This window comes from Pseudomonas sp. OE 28.3, assembly GCF_014268205.2.
Lineage (GTDB): Bacteria > Pseudomonadota > Gammaproteobacteria > Pseudomonadales > Pseudomonadaceae > Aquipseudomonas > Aquipseudomonas edaphica.
Genome location: NZ_CP077082.1, coordinates 3,006,463 through 3,024,236 on the forward strand (window position 1 = coordinate 3,006,463; position 17,774 = coordinate 3,024,236).

General features: G+C 60.1%; 14 protein-coding genes. All 14 read left to right on the top strand.

Annotated features, from left to right (window positions below):
- Positions 1-2 precede the first annotated feature (2 nt).
- The 14 genes from tssC (at position 3) to HU759_RS13720 (ending at position 17,657) form a co-directional block, all read left to right on the top strand.
- Complete coding sequence (gene tssC / locus HU759_RS13660) at positions 3-1,478, top strand: type VI secretion system contractile sheath large subunit (RefSeq protein WP_176991900.1); 1,476 nt, start codon at positions 3-5, stop codon at positions 1,476-1,478.
- 14 nt (positions 1,479-1,492) lie between these two features.
- Entirely contained in the window at positions 1,493-1,894 is a 402-nt protein-coding gene (gene tssE / locus HU759_RS13665) for a type VI secretion system baseplate subunit TssE (RefSeq protein WP_176991933.1), read from the top strand.
- Positions 1,884-3,671: a type VI secretion system baseplate subunit TssF gene (gene tssF / locus HU759_RS13670; protein ID WP_099547822.1), complete on the top strand. Its 1,788-nt coding sequence runs from the start codon at positions 1,884-1,886 to the stop codon at positions 3,669-3,671. The genes tssE and tssF overlap by 11 nt, the downstream gene beginning before the upstream one ends.
- The gene (gene tssG / locus HU759_RS13675) at positions 3,635-4,627 is read left to right on the top strand and encodes a type VI secretion system baseplate subunit TssG (RefSeq protein ID WP_186618226.1); all 993 of its coding nucleotides are present in this window, start codon (positions 3,635-3,637) and stop codon (positions 4,625-4,627) included. The genes tssF and tssG overlap by 37 nt, the downstream gene beginning before the upstream one ends.
- A gap of 6 nt (positions 4,628-4,633) precedes the next feature.
- The gene (locus HU759_RS13680) at positions 4,634-7,078 is read left to right on the top strand and encodes an AAA family ATPase (protein WP_225933050.1); all 2,445 of its coding nucleotides are present in this window, start codon (positions 4,634-4,636) and stop codon (positions 7,076-7,078) included.
- Complete coding sequence (locus HU759_RS13685; protein WP_186618222.1) at positions 7,075-8,604, top strand: sigma 54-interacting transcriptional regulator; 1,530 nt, start codon at positions 7,075-7,077, stop codon at positions 8,602-8,604. Before HU759_RS13680 ends, HU759_RS13685 begins: the two co-directional genes overlap by 4 nt.
- 73 nt (positions 8,605-8,677) lie before the next feature.
- A complete protein-coding gene (locus HU759_RS29855) occupies positions 8,678-8,809 on the top strand; it encodes a hypothetical protein (RefSeq protein ID WP_026013686.1) in 132 nt (43 codons plus the stop codon).
- 13 nt (positions 8,810-8,822) lie between these two features.
- Positions 8,823-10,016 (top strand): type VI secretion system-associated FHA domain protein TagH, encoded by a 1,194-nt coding sequence (tagH, locus tag HU759_RS13690; protein ID WP_186618220.1) that lies wholly within the window; start codon positions 8,823-8,825, stop codon positions 10,014-10,016.
- A complete protein-coding gene (gene tssJ / locus HU759_RS13695) occupies positions 10,013-10,495 on the top strand; it encodes a type VI secretion system lipoprotein TssJ (RefSeq protein WP_017136823.1) in 483 nt (160 codons plus the stop codon). The genes tagH and tssJ overlap by 4 nt, the downstream gene beginning before the upstream one ends.
- Before the next feature lies 1 nt (position 10,496).
- A complete protein-coding gene (gene tssK / locus HU759_RS13700; protein WP_186618219.1) occupies positions 10,497-11,825 on the top strand; it encodes a type VI secretion system baseplate subunit TssK in 1,329 nt (442 codons plus the stop codon).
- Between the two features lie 5 nt (positions 11,826-11,830).
- A complete protein-coding gene (gene icmH / locus HU759_RS13705; protein WP_138450039.1) occupies positions 11,831-12,697 on the top strand; it encodes a type IVB secretion system protein IcmH/DotU in 867 nt (288 codons plus the stop codon).
- 15 nt (positions 12,698-12,712) lie between these two features.
- A complete protein-coding gene (gene tssM / locus HU759_RS13710) occupies positions 12,713-16,090 on the top strand; it encodes a type VI secretion system membrane subunit TssM (RefSeq protein WP_170040052.1) in 3,378 nt (1,125 codons plus the stop codon).
- A complete protein-coding gene (locus HU759_RS13715; RefSeq protein ID WP_170040051.1) occupies positions 16,087-16,818 on the top strand; it encodes a PP2C family serine/threonine-protein phosphatase in 732 nt (243 codons plus the stop codon). Before tssM ends, HU759_RS13715 begins: the two co-directional genes overlap by 4 nt.
- Positions 16,815-17,657, top strand: coding sequence for a serine/threonine-protein kinase (locus HU759_RS13720; protein WP_099547829.1), 843 nt, complete (start codon positions 16,815-16,817; stop codon positions 17,655-17,657). Before HU759_RS13715 ends, HU759_RS13720 begins: the two co-directional genes overlap by 4 nt.
- Positions 17,658-17,774 lie beyond the last annotated feature (117 nt).

Consider the following 17,774-nt stretch of genomic DNA (forward strand, 5'->3'; position numbering starts at 1 on the left):
CCATGACCACCCAACAGCATCCGCTACCCACCCGAGTGGCTGACGAGCACAGCATTCTCGATACCATCATTGCCCAAACACTGCTGAGCGCGGATGACGAGGCCTACAGCATTGCCAAACGCGGTGTCTCGGCGTTTATCGAAGAGCTTGTCAAACCGCACAACAGCGGCGAGCCGGTCAAGAAGCGTCTGGTCGATCGAATGATCGCCGAGATCGACATGAAGCTCAGCGAGCAAATGGATGAAATTCTTCATCACCCGGATTTCCAGGCACTGGAAGCTTCGTGGAGAGGGTTGCAACTGCTCGTCGATCGCACCAATTTTCGCGAGAACATCAAGATCGAACTGCTGAACGTCTCACGACAGGACCTGCTGGACGATTTCGAGGACTCCCCGGAAACCACCCAGTCCGGGCTCTACAAGCATATCTACAGTGCCGAGTATGGTCAGTTCGGCGGCCAGCCCGTGGGCGCCATCATTGCCAACTACTTCCTTGGGCCCAGCGCGCCGGATGTGAAGCTGATGCAATACGTTTCCAGTGTTGCCTGCATGGCCCATGCACCGTTTATTGCCGCCGCAGGGCCGAGCTTTTTCGGTTTGGAAAGCTTTACCGGTCTGCCTGACATGAAGGACCTCAAGGATCATTTCGAGGGGCCGCAATTTGCCAAATGGCAAAGCTTTCGTCAGAGCGAAGACGCTCGTTACATTGGCCTGACCGTGCCGCGGTTCCTGTTGCGTACCCCTTACGATCCCCTTGAGTGCCCGGTCAAGACATTTGCCTACCAGGAAAACGTGGTCAACAGCCACGAACACTATTTGTGGGGCAATACCGCGTTTGCCTTTGCCACCCGGCTGACGGACAGTTTTGCCCGGTTTCGCTGGTGCCCGAACATTATCGGCCCGCAAAGCGGTGGGACAGTGGAAGACCTGCCCCTGCATCATTTCCAGAGCATGGGTGAAATTGAAACCAAGATCCCGACCGAAGTGCTGGTCTCTGACCGTCGCGAGTACGAACTCGCACAGGAAGGTTTTATTGCCCTGACCATGCGCAAAGGCAGTGATAACGCGGCGTTCTTTTCCGCCAGTTCAGTACAAAAACCCAAGTATTTCGGTAACAGTGCCGAGGGCAAGGAAGCGGAATTGAACTACCGCCTGGGGACACAGCTGCCCTACATGATGGTGGTCAACCGGCTGGCCCATTATCTCAAGGTGTTGCAGCGTGAGCAGTTGGGTTCATGGAAGGAGCGTACCGACCTGGAACTGGAGCTCAACAAATGGATCCGCCAATACGTTGCCGACCAGGAAAACCCCAGCGCCGAAGTGCGTGGGCGGCGCCCATTGCGGGCTGCCCGCATCGTGGTCAGTGATGTTGAGGGCGAACCTGGCTGGTACCGCGTTAACCTCAGTGTGCGACCGCACTTCAAGTACATGGGCGCGGACTTCACCCTGTCCCTCGTCGGCAAACTCGACAAAGAATGAGAAAGGGGCAGGGGATACCCGACTATCGCAGCCTTTTTGAGCGTCTCGAAGGCCTGGCACCTGCCAGGGCCGGAAGTGTAGCGTCGATTGCCGCGCACTTGGAGAACATGCTCGGCACACGTGCAGGCAGTGTCTTGACGCTGCCTGACTATGGGCTGCCCGACCTCAATGACATGCGCTTGAGCCTGCATGAGTCATTGAGTCAGTCGCGCCTGTCGATTGAGCGTTTCATCCAGGTTTACGAACCACGTCTTTCGAATGTGCGTGTCAGGGGCGTACCCGATACCGGCAACCCCTTGGTCCTGGCGTTTGTGATTGAGGCAACACTGCTCATCGACGGCGTTATGCAACCAGTGGTTTTTAACGCGCAGTTGGCCGGTGGTGGTCGGGTTGAGGTACTGCCTGATGTCCTTTAACCACTTTTACCAAAGTGAGCTCAGTGCCTTGCGCCAACTTGGGCGGCGTTTTGCTGAACGCAACCCAGCCTTGGCACCTTTTCTCGCCGACTCAGGCCAGGACCCGGATGTAGAGCGTCTATTGGAAGGCTTCGCCTTTCTGACCGGGCGCTTGCGCCAGAAGCTTGCCGACGAGCTTCCAGAGCTGACTCACTCATTGATGCATCTGCTGTGGCCCAACTATATGCGGCCACTGCCGGCGTTCAGTATCTTGCAATTTGACCCGTTGAAACATGCGTGCACCACGGTGAGCGTAGAACGGGACACGCCGGTTGAAAGCGTGCTGGTCAATGGTGAGCGCTGCCGCTTTCGTACCTGCTACGCCACCCAGGTGCTGGCGTTGCAACTGAGTCGCCTGGAGTACGTGTCCCAGGGAGCACAAACGCTCCTCAACCTGCATATGGAGATGAGCGTCGAGGGCAATTTGAGCCAGTTGGCGTTCGATCAATTGCGTTTGCACCTGGCGGGTGATCGACAGGTGAGCCAAGGCTTGTACCTGAGCTTGTTGCGTCATCTGGAAGGCATCGAATTGCGGCTCTTTGACCACGAAGGGGTTGTGATCAAGGATCGCGATGGCCAGCCGTTGTCGCTGCGGCTTGCTGCAAGCCAGGTAAAACCGGTGGGGTTCGATGAGGAGCATGCACTGATTCCCTATCCCGCCAACACCTTTTGCGGTTATCGCCATCTGCAGGAATATTTTGCGTTTACGGACAAGTATCTGTTTGTCGATGTACTGGGGCTGGATGCGTTAGAGGCGTTGCCAAATGAATTGCGCAAGCAGGCGAGATGTATAGAGCTGCGTTTCAAGTTAAACCACCCCGCGCATGCGGCGCATCGCCCCACTCTGGACAACGTAAAGCTGTATTGCACGCCGATTGCCAACCTGTTCAAGCACGACGCGGTGCCCATTCGCCTCGATGGCAAGCAGGATGAGTACCTGCTGCTGCCGGGTGGCATAGCGCGGGGCAATGCCGCGGTCTTTTCCGTGGACCAGGTGACCGGATGGCGCCCGGGTGGGCTGGGCTACCAGGCGTATGTGCCGTTCGAATCCTTCGAGCATGGCAGTGGCAATGCCACTTCGGCGCGCACGCCCAGCTACAGCATTCGTCAGCGCTCGTCGGTGCAAAGTGCCGAACTGGATACCTGGTTGAGTTTTGGCACTGGCCCAGGCAATGAGCAGGAAACCCTTTCGATTGAATTGACCTGCACCAACCACAACTTGCCACGGCTGCTGCAGGTGGGAGAGATCAATCAGCCCTGTGAACAAACCCCGGAATTCCTGACGTTTCGCAATATCTGTGCGCCGACGGCAAGCTTTGCTCCGCCTTTGGACCAGGACTTCCTCTGGAAACTGATCAGCAACATGTCGCTCAACTACCTCTCGTTGACCGATACCCGTGCCTTGAAAGTCATCCTCCAGACATACGACTTGCCGCGCTATCACGATCGACAGGCTCACAACGTCAGCCAGCGAAGACTGGATGCGTTGAAGTCCATCCGTCATCAAGCCGTTGATCGAATACATCGTGGGCTGCCGATACGCGGCCTGCAGGTCGACTTGAGTATTGACGTCAACGGCTTTGCCGGCCAGGGCGACCTGTTTGTCTTCGCCTCGGCACTCAATGAGTTTTTTGCCCTATACGCCGGCCTCAATTCGTATCACGAACTGCGGGTCACCAGCACACAAGGAGACGTGTATCTATGGCCACCCCGGATGGGTCGGCAGGCCCTGCTTTGACTGCTCTAGCACGCACAATTCGCGAGTATTCGTTATTCCAGGCGGTACTGCAGGTGATTGAGCGCCTGCGCGACAGCCATCCTTCACTGGATGACGACGCGTTATATGACCTGCTCGAGTTCCAGGCCAACCCAAGCTTGGGTTTCCCTGGGCACGACATTGACCGGGTGGTTTTTTTTGTCGAGCACGGACAGTTACGCGCGCGCCTGCGTCTTAACGTGCTCGGCTTGTTTGGCGCCGGTTCGCCATTGTCTGGGTTTTATCAAGAGCAGGCGAGTGGCAGCGTCAGCCGTGGCTTTCTCGACGTATTTCACCACCGCCTGCAGAGGTTGATGTTGCCGATCTGGCGTAAGTATCGCTATCGAGCGAGTTTTCGCACCGACGCCAGTGATGCTTTTTCCGCGCAGATGTTTGCGCTGGTCGGGCTGGGCAGCCGCCAGATTCGAGACGCGGCGCAATTGGACTGCAAGCGGTTGTTGCCGTACCTGGGGCTACTGAGCCTGCGAGCGCATTCGGCAACCTTGATCGAAACGGTGCTGCGCCATTACTTCAAGCACAGTCGTTTGTTCATTGAACAATGGGTTGAACGCACGGTGGTCATCGCCCAACAGCAACGCAATCAACTCGGTACGGCCAATAACGTGCTTGGCGAAGACCTGCTGCTCGGGCACCGGGTTGCCGATCGCAGCGGCAAGTTCAGGGTGCATGTCGAGGGCTTGAGCTGGCAGCGCTTTCACACGTTTCTACCCGCCGGCAGCGCGTGCAAACCGTTGTGCTCGCTGGTTCGCCTGATGCTACGGGTGCCATTGGACTATGACGTGCGCCTGGTACTGGCCGAGGGTGAAGTGCGGCCATTGCATATTGGCGAGCGCAACGTATGTCGTCTCGGTTGGACCAGTTGGTTGGGGTACGAGCGTGCCGACGGTGTGGTCACTCTGGCCAGCCACTCTGATTAGGGACTGATGATTATGATGAATGTAGACCTGCAACAACTGATCCGGACCTTGACCCCGCAAACGCGCGTTGACTTGGCGCGGGCAGCTGAACGATGTGTTACGCGCGGTGGCAAGGAAGTGTTGGTTGAGGACTTGCTGCTGACACTGCTGGAACACCATGATGGTCCTTTGGCCAGGGCTCTGGCGGATGCCGAGATCGCTCCAGGCGAGCTTCAGGCCATGCTGCAGCTCAAAGGTGAACACAGTGCATCGCGCAGCCCGGTGTTTGCCCCGGCACTCGTGCAGTGGTTGCAACAAGCATTAATGGTTGGCCACCTTGAACTGGGGCAGGTTGAAGTCGATGCCGGTGCTTTATTGCTGGCACTTCTGCGCCATCCACTGCAACACGCGGGCAGTGGTTATCAGCAATTGCTGAGTCGTTTGGACGCGCAACGGGTGCTCGATTTTTTGTTGAGCCAGGGATCTGGAACTGGTCCTTTGCGACCAGGCGAGTCGCTGCTGGAGCGCTTTACCCACGACCTGACGCATCAAGCCCGCGAAGGCCGTATCGACCCGGTCCTTTGCCGCGACGCAGAGATCCGTCAATTGATCGATATCCTTGTGCGTCGGCGCAAGAACAACCCGATCCTGGTGGGAGACGCGGGCGTGGGTAAGACCGCCATCGTCGAAGGGCTCGCTTTGCGAGTGGTTGCCTCACAGGTGCCCGAGCCACTCAAGGGAGTACGCATACTGACCTTGGATATGGGCTTGTTGCAGGCCGGCGCCAGCATCAAGGGCGAGTTCGAACGGCGGCTCAAAGGTGTGATCGACGAGGTCAACGCCTCACCACAGGCCGTGATCCTGTTTATTGATGAGGCACATACCCTGGTGGGTGCCGGCGGGCAGGTGGGTGGAGGCGATGCCGCCAATTTGCTCAAGCCCGCCCTGGCGCGCGGTCAATTGCGCACAATCGCAGCCACGACCTGGCCCGAGTACAAAAAATACATCGAAAAAGACCCTGCGCTGGCACGGCGCTTCCAGCCGGTGAAGGTTGGCGAGCCGAGTGTGGCGGCGGCAGTTTCCATTTTGCGCGGGTTGGTACCGGTGTATGAAGCCAGCCATGGCGTCTATGTACGCGACGATGCGGTGGTGGCGGCAGCGCAACTGAGCGCTCGTTACCTGGCGGGGCGCCAGTTGCCGGACAAGGCCGTCGATGTACTGGATACAGCCTGTGCGCAAGTGCGCATTAGCCTGACGGCGGCGCCTGAGGTGTTGCAGCAGCTGTGCGCTGAATTGGCCGAGGGCACACAGCAGCGCGTGGCGCTTGAGCGCGATGTTCAAGCAGGCTTGTCAGTTGACCAGCCAGCGTTGCAAACACTGGTCCGGCGTCTGGACGCCCTCGAGCTTGAGCGCCAGCAAGCCGAGCAGGGCTGGATGCAGCGTGAACAGCAGCAAGCCAGTCACGAGGTCTGCCCACGGGTGGTCGCTCAGGTCATCAGCGGCTGGACCGGTGTTCCGGTCGAGCAACTGGCGTTGGAGCACAGTGAGCGCATCCCGGGTTTTGCCGATGCCCTGCGCGAGCGAATTATTGGGCAGGAACCGGCGGTGCAGGCGCTTGATCGCAACCTGCGAGCGGTGGCTGCAGGCCTTAATAATCCTGAGGCCCCAGTAGGCGTATTTTTGCTGGCCGGCCCAAGCGGGGTCGGCAAGACCGAGACGGCGCTGGCGCTGGCGGACTTGCTGTACGGCGGCGAGCGGTTTGTGATCACGCTCAATATGTCGGAATACCAGGAGCAACACTCCCTGTCCCGATTGATCGGAGCGCCTCCCGGTTACATTGGATACGGCGAGGGCGGGGTGCTGACCGAGGCCGTGCGCCAGCGCCCCTATTCAGTGGTGCTGCTCGATGAAGTCGAGAAGGCCGACCCAGAGGTGCTGAACCTGTTCTACCAGGTCTTTGACAAGGGCTTGGCCAATGACGGTGAAGGTCGCGAAATCGACTTCCGTAACACGCTGATCCTGATGACGTCCAACCTGGGCAGCGATTGCATCACAGCACTGTGCGCCGATGGCCAGCGCCCTGATTCTGAGGTGCTGGAGGAAGTGATTCGCCCCGTATTGCGCGCTCACTTCAAGCCGGCTCTGCTTGCCCGAATGCGTGTCGTGCCGTATTACCCGCTCGCAGGCGAACGGTTACAGGACGTGGCAAGGCTCAAGCTTGCGCGCCTTGGCCAACGGCTGCACACGCGTGAACTGGTGTTCAGCTACAGCGCCGAACTGGTCACGCACATGGTCGAACGCTGTATGCACCAGGACAGTGGCGCGCGTTATATCGACCAGTGGATCGAGTCCCACCTGCTGCCGCAGATCGTTGATCGCCTGCTCAGTGCGATGGCCGTTGGCGAATCCCTCTCTGCCACCCACGCGACGCTGGATGGCCGCGGTGTGCCTGTGTGTGAGTTCAGCCAATGACGCACAGCACATTCAAGCCGTTGCCTGGTCCGCAGGCCTGCACCGACCAACTGCTGGGCTGGTTCACCCGCCTGGGATTTGAGCGTGAGGAATCGACGTTGGCGCAGCTTTGCGTCACGGCCGCCGCGCAGTTGAGCGAGTGTGACCTGTGCCAACTGTATGCACGGGAGGAAACCACCGGCCAGTTGGGGCTGATCGCTCAATACTTTCCTGACGGGGAACCCTCAGGCGAGCGGGCTGCAACTGTGGAGGTTCAACACCAGCAGTTATTGCACTACGTCCTTAACCAGGGGCGGGAGCTGACCATTGATGAACTGTGCAACAGCGCCTATGACAGCGGTTTTCTCCCCGTAGCGACGTTGCCTTGGCACGCGCTGACATGCCTGCCCTTGTTCAACCGGAGCAAGGCGGTGTGCGGCGTCCTGCTTTGTGCCAGCCTGCGACCGGCGCAATTACAGGGCTACGCCGTGTCGTTGGGCCAACTGGGTAGCTTTGCCCTCGGCCAATTAACTCTGCGCCGGCTTGCCCATCCTGGGCGCATCACTGCTGTTGCCCAGCGCTGTGCGCCCGTCACAGGCGGCTATGGCTTGATCGGCAACAGCACCGCGATGGAAGCGACCTGTCACCTCATCGGCAAGGTTGTGCAGGCGCCTTTTACCGTGCTGTTGCACGGTGAAACCGGCACTGGCAAGGAGGTGGTGGCGCGTGCGATTCACGCCGCCGGCCCGCGCAGCACGCGAGCGTTTGTCGTGCAAAACTGCGCAGCCTTCCCTGAGGGCTTGCTGGAGAGTGAGCTGTTCGGCTACCGCAAAGGCGCGTTTACCGGTGCGGAGCGTAACTATGCTGGGCTATTTGACGCGGCTGATGGCGGCACACTGCTGCTGGATGAGATTGGCGATATGCCACTCTCCCTGCAGGCAAAGCTGCTGAGAGTTCTACAAGAAGGTGAGGTGCGCCCCCTGGGCGCCAATACCGCCCACAAGGTCGACGTGCGAATCATCGCCGCCACCCATCGCGACCTGCTGGCAATGGTCAGCCAGGGGACTTTTCGCGAGGACCTCTATTACCGATTGGCACAGTTCCCTATCCAATTACCGGCCTTGCGTGAGCGTGACGGTGATGTGCTGCAGCTTGCCCGGCACTTTGCTGAAAAGGTCTGCGCAGCACTCGAAAAACCGGTGGTCAGTTGGTCCAGTGCCGCGCTTGACCAGCTCTCCGGCCACGCCTTCCCAGGCAATGTGCGTGAGCTCAAATGCCTGGTGGAACGGGCGGTGCTGCTGTGTGATGAAGGGGTGATTTTACCTGAGCACCTGTCGCTGTCGTCGGCTCCCGCGGGTACGACCGCCGAAGCGACTCTGCGTCAGCGCCTGGAGCGGGTGGAACGGGTCTTTCTGATCGATTGCCTGCACAAGAACCGTGGCAATCGAACGCGCACCGCGCGTGAACTTGGGGTCGCGCGTCGCACGCTGCTGTACCGGCTTGCGCGTTTGAATATCCCCATGGGCGCGTCTCGAGGGGAATGCTGAATGGTGTATTCACGCTGGCGTGCTAATGGGCTCTGCGATGCCCCGCTTGTTTTATCTACCAGGGAGAACCCCGATGCCTGATCGTCCATGGCGAGCCGTACTGCTTGTGTTGTGTTTGCTGAGCGGTTGCAGCGCCAATTATGTGTTTGATGACGCTGACTATCGTCCTTTGGGTGACTCCCAAGCGACCCGTCGCGGCCAATGAAATGGAGCCTTTCATGCAATTAGTGCTTGAAGTGTGTGATGGCGGGGGCGATGAGCCGCCACCGCGCAAGGTGTTCGATGGAGTGGGCGGCGTGGTCGGTCGTGGAGCCGGTTGCGACTGGAGTATTCCTGACCCCAGTCGCTTGCTTTCCAGTCACCACGGGTTGATCGCGTACCGTGACGCGCGTTATTTCCTGACGGATATCAGCAGTAACGGTATCCGTGCGGTGAGCAGTGGCAAGTCGCTGCAAAAGGGGCAGGCGCGGTTGATCGTGGAGGGTGATGTTTTCCAGTTGGGGCCATTTGCTATCCGTGCGCGGTTGATTGAGCGCGTGGCGTCGCATCGCCAGCCACTATCCACTGCGGGCGGGGTGATACCCGATGATGCTTACCTGGGCCTGGACCCCGTTCAAGAATGGGATCGCCAGTCGATGCACGGCGCAACGCCGTGCGAACTGGACGCCTTGAACGACGTGCAAGAGGCACCGAGTGCCTGGATGTCTGGTGACGGTGTTGAGCGCGACTACCTGACCTTACCTGCACAGGCAGACGTTTTGGTAGAGAGGGTCGAACCTGTCTTGCCTGACTCGCAGGCGCCCGAGGCTTACGAAGTGTTCTGGGCGCAGTTCGCCAAAGCGTTGGGCGTCAGTGCGCATGCGCTCGATTGCGCTGGCCGCGAGGCGTTGGCGATTAAGGTTGCGGGTTTACTCAGGCGCGCGATTGATGGGTTGCAACAGAACCTGCGCACTCACGACGAACTGCACAACGAATTGGACCTGGACGCGAGCACCTTGATCAAACGTCCGAACGCGTTGAAAGACAGCCTGTGCATTGACTCTGCGTTGGCGTCGTTGCTGGGCACGGGCGAGTTGGCGCAACCCTGCGCCGAAGCGGCCATTACGCAGGTGTACCGGCAAATGCAAGTGCATCAGGTCGCGCTGCTCGTTGCATGTCGCACGGCGCTGCGCACCTCGTTGGCGACGTTTGCCCCCGGTCACTTGCTGGCCAGTTTTGAGCGCGATGACAAGGTGCCGAGGTTCTTTGCCGACAGGGCGCATTGGCGGGCCTACCAGCGCCACTATCAAAGAGTGGTCGAAGAAAATGCATCGAATACGGACCTGTTGCGCGGCAACTTTTCCAAGGCCTATGAGGAGCAGGTACGCCTGGCCTCGGCGTTGTTTGCCACACCTCCGGGAGGATGCCCATGACCCGTGTCGCCCTGCCTCTTTTGGTTGTATTGGTGCTGCTGGGTGGTTGCAGCAACCTGTCACCGTTTTCCACATTGACCAAGCTCGACTTGACGCTGGCCGCCAGTGACGAAGTGAACCCCGACCTGCATGGGCGCCCCTCGCCGGTGGTGGTGCAGCTGTTTGAACTCAAGCATCCAGTGGCATTCGAAAACGCAGATTTTTTTACCCTGTATGGGCATGCCGAGCAGGCGCTGCCCAAAGACTGGGTGAGCAGCGAGGAGCTGGAGCTGCGACCCGGCGAGCAGGTGGCCCTCAAACTCAGGAGCGAACCGCAAAGCCGTTATGTGGGCATCATTGCGGCGTACCGCGATTTACCCCATGTGCAATGGCGATGGGTGCTGGCGCTGGCGCCACAGCAAGTCACAAGAGCGCACCTGGTGCTTGACCAGGCGGGTATCCGTGCTGGCGACCCGCTCGCCAGCCTGGAGGAGAACTGATATGCAGGCTCATAAAGTCATCTGGCAGGAAGGGATGTTGCTGCGCCCCCAGCACCTGCAACATAACGACCGTTATTACCATCAGCAGCTTAACCGAACTCGCTTGCTGGGCAGTGATGCCTGGGGTTTCCTGAGCCTGGACATCGACCTGCAATACCTGAACCTGGGCAAGCTGGTGGTCAATCAAGCCAGTGGCGTTTTGCCGTACGGCAGTCTTTTCGAGTTGACCACCGCCATGGCGCCACTGGTGCTGGAGGTGCCGGCCAACGCGGGTAGGCAATCGGTGTACCTGGCGTTACCGATGACGACCGGCAATCAGGTTGAAACCCGCACGCAGGAGGCGCCGGAGGTGTTGGCGCGCTACATCGCCTGTGACATTGAAGTGGCGGACTCCAATGCGGGCCGGGACGCTCGTTGCCAGATCAGTTGCGCACGGCCGGATTTGCGCCTGTTGCTGGGTGAGCAGCCGGGGGATGAGGTCTACGTGAAGCTGAAGATTGCCCAGGTGCTGGAATGCTCTGCTGAAGAGGGGCTGCGTATGGAGCCTGATTTTGCCCCGACATTTATTTATGTGCAGGGCTCGGGGTTTGTTTCGTCCTGCCTCAAAGAAGTGATCAGCCTGCTCGCCAGCCGGGGGGATGCGATTGCTGAGCGGATGGGCGGCAATGGCGCCACGGCGGGTGCGCAGATTGCGGACTTTTTGATGCTGCAACTGATCAATCGGACCGAGCCGGTGTTGCGCCATTATCTGGTGCAGGCGCAAGTGCGTTCAGAGGCGTTATTCCGCGAGATGCTGTCGATACTGGGCGAACTGGCGACGTTTGCCAGCGACAGCAAACGTGCCACCCAGCAGGTGCGCTACCTCCACGGCGACCAGGGCGCGAGTTTTCGTGGGTTGATGGCGGGGTTGCGCACAGTGCTGTCGATGGTCTTTGAGCAGCATGCCCTGGAGCTGGTACTGCAACAGCGCCAGTATGGGGTAATGGTCTGCCCAGTGGCCGATCTCAAGCTGCTGGGCACCGCGACATTCATCCTGGCAGTCGCGGCTCAATGCGACTCGGAAGAACTGCGCCATCGTTTGCCGGCCCATCTGAAGATCGGTCCTGTAGAGCGCATCCGCGAACTGGTCAACCTGCACCTGGCGGGCATCAAGGTCAAACCACTGCCAGTGGCGCCCCGCCAGATCCCTTTTCATGCCGGTAAAACCTATTTCATGCTCGAACTCAGTGCCCGGGATATCGCGCAGTTGGAGCAATCGGGTGGTTTTGCGTTCCATGTCGGCGGCGAGTTCAGCGAGTTGGAACTGACCTTCTGGGCTATCAGGAATTGAACAGCATGAACATGGACAGTGATTACCCGCTGGATGAAAAAACCGTGTTGCTGGATCGTAACGGCCACGGCCCGGTACAGCGCCCGGTGACGGACTTTCCCTCGCCACCGCGTTTTGAACAGCTGGAAGACCGCATGGTCTACGCCGCCGCTGTGCAGGGCGCTCAACGTTTCAACGTGGGCCTTAACCCGCTGGTGACAGCGGCCTGGGAACTGATGTGCGAGGTGCTTGAACTTAAACTCAGCAGCGGTCGGGAAAACCTGCAGACGCTCAATGAGCGCCTGGCCGCAAGCCTCACACGCTTCGAGGTCCGCGCCCAGCATGAAGGCATGGAAAGCGCTCAGGTGATTGCTGCTCGCTATGTGCTGTGCAGCGTCGTTGATGAAGCGGTAGTCACCACGGCGTGGGGAAGTCGCAGCGACTGGTCGAAGATCAGTCTGCTGAGCCGTTTTCACAACGAAACCTTTGGCGGCGAAAAGTTTTTCCAGCTGTTGGAGCGACTGTCTCGCGACCCCGTGAAGCACTTGGCCATGCTGGAACTGATGTACCTGTGCCTGTCGATGGGTTTTGAAGGCAAATACAGGGTCATGGAGCGCGGCGTGACCGAGCTTGAGGGCGTCCGTGACGCCTTGTATCGCCAGATAAGACACGTGCGTGGCGACCCGGTGTCTGTGTCCGCCTCTGTTCCCCGGCCGGAGCCGGCACGCCGCAAGCGGCTGCGCACACTCTCCGCAACCTGGTGTGTGGCGTTGGGCTTGATCGCTTTGCTGGCGATGTATTCGGCAACTGCCTGGGTACTGGAGCAGGAGCGAGCCCATGCATTGCAACCCTTTCAATCTTCGGCGCCGGAACTGACTCCGACGCCCTTGTAACGCTGGGAACATTGAATGAACGCATTCTTCAAGGGCGCGGGCAACCTGCTGCGCATCGTTTGGGTATGGAGCTTGTTGCTGGTACTTTCCAGCGCGTGCCTGGTGTGGTTTTTCGGGCCTGTGCTGGCGGTGGATGACCACCGGTTCTGGCAAGGTGCTACGGCTCGGCTCGTGACTATCAGCGGGCTGTTTCTGCTATGGGGGCTGGCGATGGTCATTGCGGGCGCACGCCACAGCGCAAGGTCCAAAACCGACGAAAGCCGGGCCGACCGTCAGCATCCGGGGCTGGTAGAGGATGAGCGCAAACAGGTACGCGCCCGTTTCAAGGACGCGCTGCACACCTTGAAAACATCTCGCCACTATTTCGGGCGCAGCGTGCGCTCACGCAACGAACTGCCCTGGTACTTGTTGATCGGACAGCGAGGCAGCGGCAAGAGCGCTTTGCTGGCAGCGAATGGCTTGCAGCGCCCGCCGGATCATCTTCAAACCGCATCATCAGGGGCCAGCGCCTACTGTGACTGGTTCTTCGCCGATCAGGGCGTCCTGATGGAGAGTGCCGGACGCTACCTGGACCAGCCCGACCGCGCGGTCGATGCCGCAGGTTGGTCAACATTACTCGGGCTGCTCAAGTCCAGGCGGCGAGTACGTCCACTCAACGGCGTGGTGGTGACGTTGTCGGTGGACACCCTGTTGGGCAGCAATGAGCATGATCTGGAGCGCCATGCACGGCATGTGCATTCCAGGTTACAAGATATCCAGCAGACGCTGCATATCGATATTCCGGTTTATTTGGTGCTGACCCACGCTGACCACATCCCAGGCTTTACCGCGTTTTTTGATACGCCGCACGACAGCGCCGCAGAGGGCGTATTCGGTGAGCTGATCACTGGCAGCCACACGGGTGTGCCTATGGCGCAGGTGCGCCAGGTGTTCGAGACGTTGCTGCAGCGCCTGAGTGGCGAACTGGTGCAGCGCCTGCACCAGGAGCGCAATGTCGAGCGCCGTGGCTGGATGCTGGGTTTTGTGCCCCAGGTGGCACGCATCGGTGAGCGTTTATGCCTGTTTATCGAAGTTGCGTTCTGCGCCCATCGCAATCAGCGCATCCAGGGGTTGCGAGGTTTCTATTTGACCTGTGCCGGTGAGCGGCACGAACGCTTTGTCCAAGGTCTTTTCAACCAGGTGATTTTCGCCGAGGCCGATCTTGCGGGGCTGCACGCCGAGGAGCACCGACGCATTCGTTGGCGGCAGGCGGGATGGGCGAGCGCCGTAGCACTGGTCATCGGTGCGGCGGGCATGCTCTGGGTGCACAGCTATGGGATCAACCACCAACGCCTGGAGCTGTTGGCGCAGTTAGGTCAAGTTAATACGCCAGCCCCGGACGATGCAGACCATACGTTGGGGTTACTGACATTGCTGGACAATCGCCTGGCGGCCACTCGGGTGTTTCCGCCGGTGTCAGAGGCCGGCGTGCTGGAGAGAGCCGGACTGTTTCAGGGTGAAGTGAGCCGACCACCGTTGGTCAGTGCCTACAACGACGCCCTGCAGCAAATGGTCGCCCAGGTCGCTTCGCTGCTCGAAGAACAGGTGCGGTCGAGCCTTGGGGATCGCGAACGGTTACTGGATAACCTGCGCGCCTACCTGATGCTCAATCTGCGCGAGCGACGTGATGCCGGGTGGCTGGCGGAGCGCGTGGCGACTCGGTGGTCCGAGCGCTATGCCGGTGAGGCTTCGACGCAGGCGCGCCTGAGTGAGCACTTCGGCCGGCTGCTTGAACAACCTTTTGCCGCGCCACTCAATGATGAACTGGTCGCCCAGGCTCGCCAGGTGCTGCGCGGAGAGTCGCTGGCAGACGTGGTATATCGCGTGCTGCGCGAGCAATCGCACACGCTGGAGCCCAGCCGTCTCACCGACGGCACTGTGTTCATGGCGCTGGACCAACCGATTTCCGGGTTTTACAGCAAGCGCTATATGCAGTATTTCGACCAGCAAGGCCCGCGATTGGTTAACGCGATTGTCCTGGACAATTGGGTGCTGGGGCAGGCGACTGACCTCAGTGCGATGGAGTTGCGCCGGTTGATAGTCGAGCTCGAACAGCGCTATTTCAGCGAGTACGCCGATGCGTGGAGCCAGGCCCTGGGCCAGATCCGATTACGCGAAACCGAAAACCTGCGCCAGGACGCCGAACAACTGGCGAGCCTCACCTCGGCGCAATCACCACTGGTGTTGTTGTTACAGCAGGTGCGTGAAAATACCCGTTTGCTATCCACTGATGACCCGATGTCAGCGGTGCCCCACGAGGCCGGTGACGTGGCGGCTATCGCTCAATCGATGGCTGCCCGTGTACGCGCGGGTGTTTTGCCCAAGCCCACAGGCGATGACGCTGCAAGACGCGCCTTGCAACGCCGTTTCGAGCCTTTGCATCAACTGCTTGATGAGCAGCAAAACCCGGGTGAGCAACTGACCCAGGCGTTGCGCCAGCTTGATGCTGTGCACCTGCAGATGGCAGCGCTGAACCGCGAAGGGTCACCGGAGCAGGCGGCTTTCCAGATGGTGAAACGGCGTATGGAAGGGCAACAACCTGGGTTGGGACAGTTACGCGATATTGCCGCACGTTTGCCGCTGCCGCTCAAAGGTTGGGTCGAGGGCCTTGCCGACGACAGTTGGCGGCATTTGTTCGATGAGGCCTATACGCATGTGAACCAACGCTACCAGAGCGAGGTGTATAGCCTGTATGCCAAGGCTATTCGCCAGCGTTACCCGTTCAATGCCCATGCCAGCAGCGACGTGGCCCTGGGCGACTTCGAGGAGTTTTTTAAACCCCAGGGCGTGCTGGCAAGGTTCCATGAAACCTACCTGCGCCCGTTTATCAGCGCCGACGGCGGGCGTTATCGCTTGCGCGGCCTGGAAGGCCAGAGCCTGCCAATGTCGCGCGCGCTGCTGGAACAACTCGGCAAAGCGCAGACCATTCGCCGTGGTTTTTTTGGTGGCGACCCAGGCGAGTTGTCGGTTCGATTTACGTTGGCACCTTATAGCCTGGATCAGGCGGTCAGCCGCGCGGTGTTGAGCTTTGGCGGTCAGCAGTTGGAGTACCGTCATGGGCCGATTGTGCCTGTGACGTTCCAGTGGCCCAGCGAGGTGGAAAATGGTCGCAGCAGCCTGGTATTGGAACGAGGTGCACAGCGGCCGTTGGGCATCGAGAAGAACAGCGGGGCCTGGTCGTTGTTCCGGTTTTTTGACTTGCTGTACAGCGAGCCCGCCAGTGGGCGCGATGCGCAAATACTCAAGTCCGACCTCGCTGGTTTGCGTGCCAATTACCTGTTGGTCAGCCAGCGCACACCCAGCCCGTTTCAGATGGACACGTGGCGCACGTTCCGTTTGCCGGAGCGGCTGTGACCGCGCCGCAAGCCGCCGCAAACAGCGCGGCACGTACTCAACGTGGCAAGGCCAGGCAGCGCAACGAAGATGCGTTCCTCGACTGCCCCCAACAAGGTTGCTGGGCGGTTGCCGACGGTATGGGCGGCCACCGGGCCGGACACAGGGCCAGCCAATGGGTGGTCGACAGCCTTGCCGCGTTGCCGGTCCACGGTACGTTCGATCAGCGCATCGATGCGGTGCGGCGATGCCTGCAACGGCTCAATCAGTGTTGGGGGGATAACACCTCACCGCCGGCCGCAGGTCGCGACGACAGGATGGGCAGTACCGTGGTGGTCCTGCTGCTGGAGGGCCGGCGCGCAGCGTGTATCTGGGCGGGGGACAGCCGCTGTTACCTGTGGCGAGGCGGGCGGTTGTATCAGCTGTCGCGCGATCACTCACTGCTGCGCCAATTGATGGATGAGCAGCGATTGAGCCTGGCGCAGGCCCAGGCGCATCCCGACGCCAGGGCATTGACCCGCGCCGTAGGCGCGCGGCACCCGCTGAAACTCGAGGTGCTGGAGTTGGGCGCGCACCCAGGCGATGTGTTTGTGCTGTGCAGTGACGGTATGTACCAGGCGATGACGCACGCCGAGCTGGGCTGCGCCATGGACAGCGGTACGCCGCAACAGGTGGTGGCGCGGCTGTTCACGGCGGCGCTACGCGGGCCGGCGCGGGATGACCTGACGGCCGTGGTGGTGCGCGTATGACCACGGCACCTGGCATGCCCACCTTGCTGGCGGGGCGTTATCACCTGGAGCGCGTGTTGGGCTCGGGCGGCATGGGTGTGGTCTACCGGGCGCGCGACCTGCTGCATGAGCAGTTTGGCGAGCCCTGTTCCAGCGTGGCAATCAAGGTGCTCGGTGAGAATCTCCGCCTGGCGCCCGATGCACATGTGCTGCTCTACAGCGAGTTTGCCCTGACCCGCAGCCTGCAGCATGAGCGCGTGGTACGCATGTTTGCGTTTGAGGTGGATATCAGCAGCCAGATCGCGTTTTTCAGCATGGAGTTAATGCACGGTATGACCCTGGACCGGCTGCTGCTGGAGTGTCCCGATGGCTTGCCGTGGCGTGAGTTGCAGCCTCTGGCTGTGCAGCTGCTGGATGCTGTGGCGTATGTGCATCGTCAAGGTGTGCTGCATGGGGATGTGAAGCCGGTGAATATCATGGTGGGTGAAGAGGGCATTCGTTTGTTCGATTTCGGCCTCGGGCAGGCGACGGCGGAGGCGATGGCAGGGCTGGCGAGTGTGAGTCGTGATCGTTTTAATGCCTGGACACCGGCTTATGCTGCGCCGGAGTTGTTGGCGGGCGGTGCATTGACGGCGAGTGCTGATCTGTATGCGGTGGCGTGTGTGGTGTATGAGTTGGCCCATGGCAAACGCTTGGGCGAGCGTCGGGCCACTGAGCGGCTGGAGCGCCCCCGGCAGCTGCCCGCAGCGTGTTGGCCAGCCTTGCGCTTGGCGTTGGCGATGGATCCTGAGCGCCGAACGATCAGCGTGGAGGCGTTGGGCGAGGTTATGGCGCGTTGTCGATGGCGCTGGTTCAGGTAGCTATGGGTGCCTGCCAAGGTATCGATTTGGCCTACGCTGTGTATCGGCTGTTCTGTGGGAGCTGGCTTGTCGAATCGTCGCACCGCTGCGATGCAGACACCTCGGTGTGTCAGGTGC

Coding starts and splice junctions, on each gene's coding strand:
- HU759_RS13680 (WP_225933050.1), top strand. CDS start 4,634: ATGATTATGATGAATGTAGACCTGCAACAACTGATCCGGACCTTGACC.
- tssG (WP_186618226.1), top strand. CDS start 3,635: ATGGCCACCCCGGATGGGTCGGCAGGCCCTGCTTTGACTGCTCTAGCA.
- tssF (WP_099547822.1), top strand. CDS start 1,884: ATGTCCTTTAACCACTTTTACCAAAGTGAGCTCAGTGCCTTGCGCCAA.
- HU759_RS13685 (WP_186618222.1), top strand. CDS start 7,075: ATGACGCACAGCACATTCAAGCCGTTGCCTGGTCCGCAGGCCTGCACC.
- tssC (WP_176991900.1), top strand. CDS start 3: ATGACCACCCAACAGCATCCGCTACCCACCCGAGTGGCTGACGAGCAC.
- tssM (WP_170040052.1), top strand. CDS start 12,713: ATGAACGCATTCTTCAAGGGCGCGGGCAACCTGCTGCGCATCGTTTGG.
- tagH (WP_186618220.1), top strand. CDS start 8,823: ATGCAATTAGTGCTTGAAGTGTGTGATGGCGGGGGCGATGAGCCGCCA.
- tssJ (WP_017136823.1), top strand. CDS start 10,013: ATGACCCGTGTCGCCCTGCCTCTTTTGGTTGTATTGGTGCTGCTGGGT.
- tssK (WP_186618219.1), top strand. CDS start 10,497: ATGCAGGCTCATAAAGTCATCTGGCAGGAAGGGATGTTGCTGCGCCCC.
- icmH (WP_138450039.1), top strand. CDS start 11,831: ATGAACATGGACAGTGATTACCCGCTGGATGAAAAAACCGTGTTGCTG.
- HU759_RS13720 (WP_099547829.1), top strand. CDS start 16,815: ATGACCACGGCACCTGGCATGCCCACCTTGCTGGCGGGGCGTTATCAC.
- HU759_RS29855 (WP_026013686.1), top strand. CDS start 8,678: ATGCCTGATCGTCCATGGCGAGCCGTACTGCTTGTGTTGTGTTTGCTG.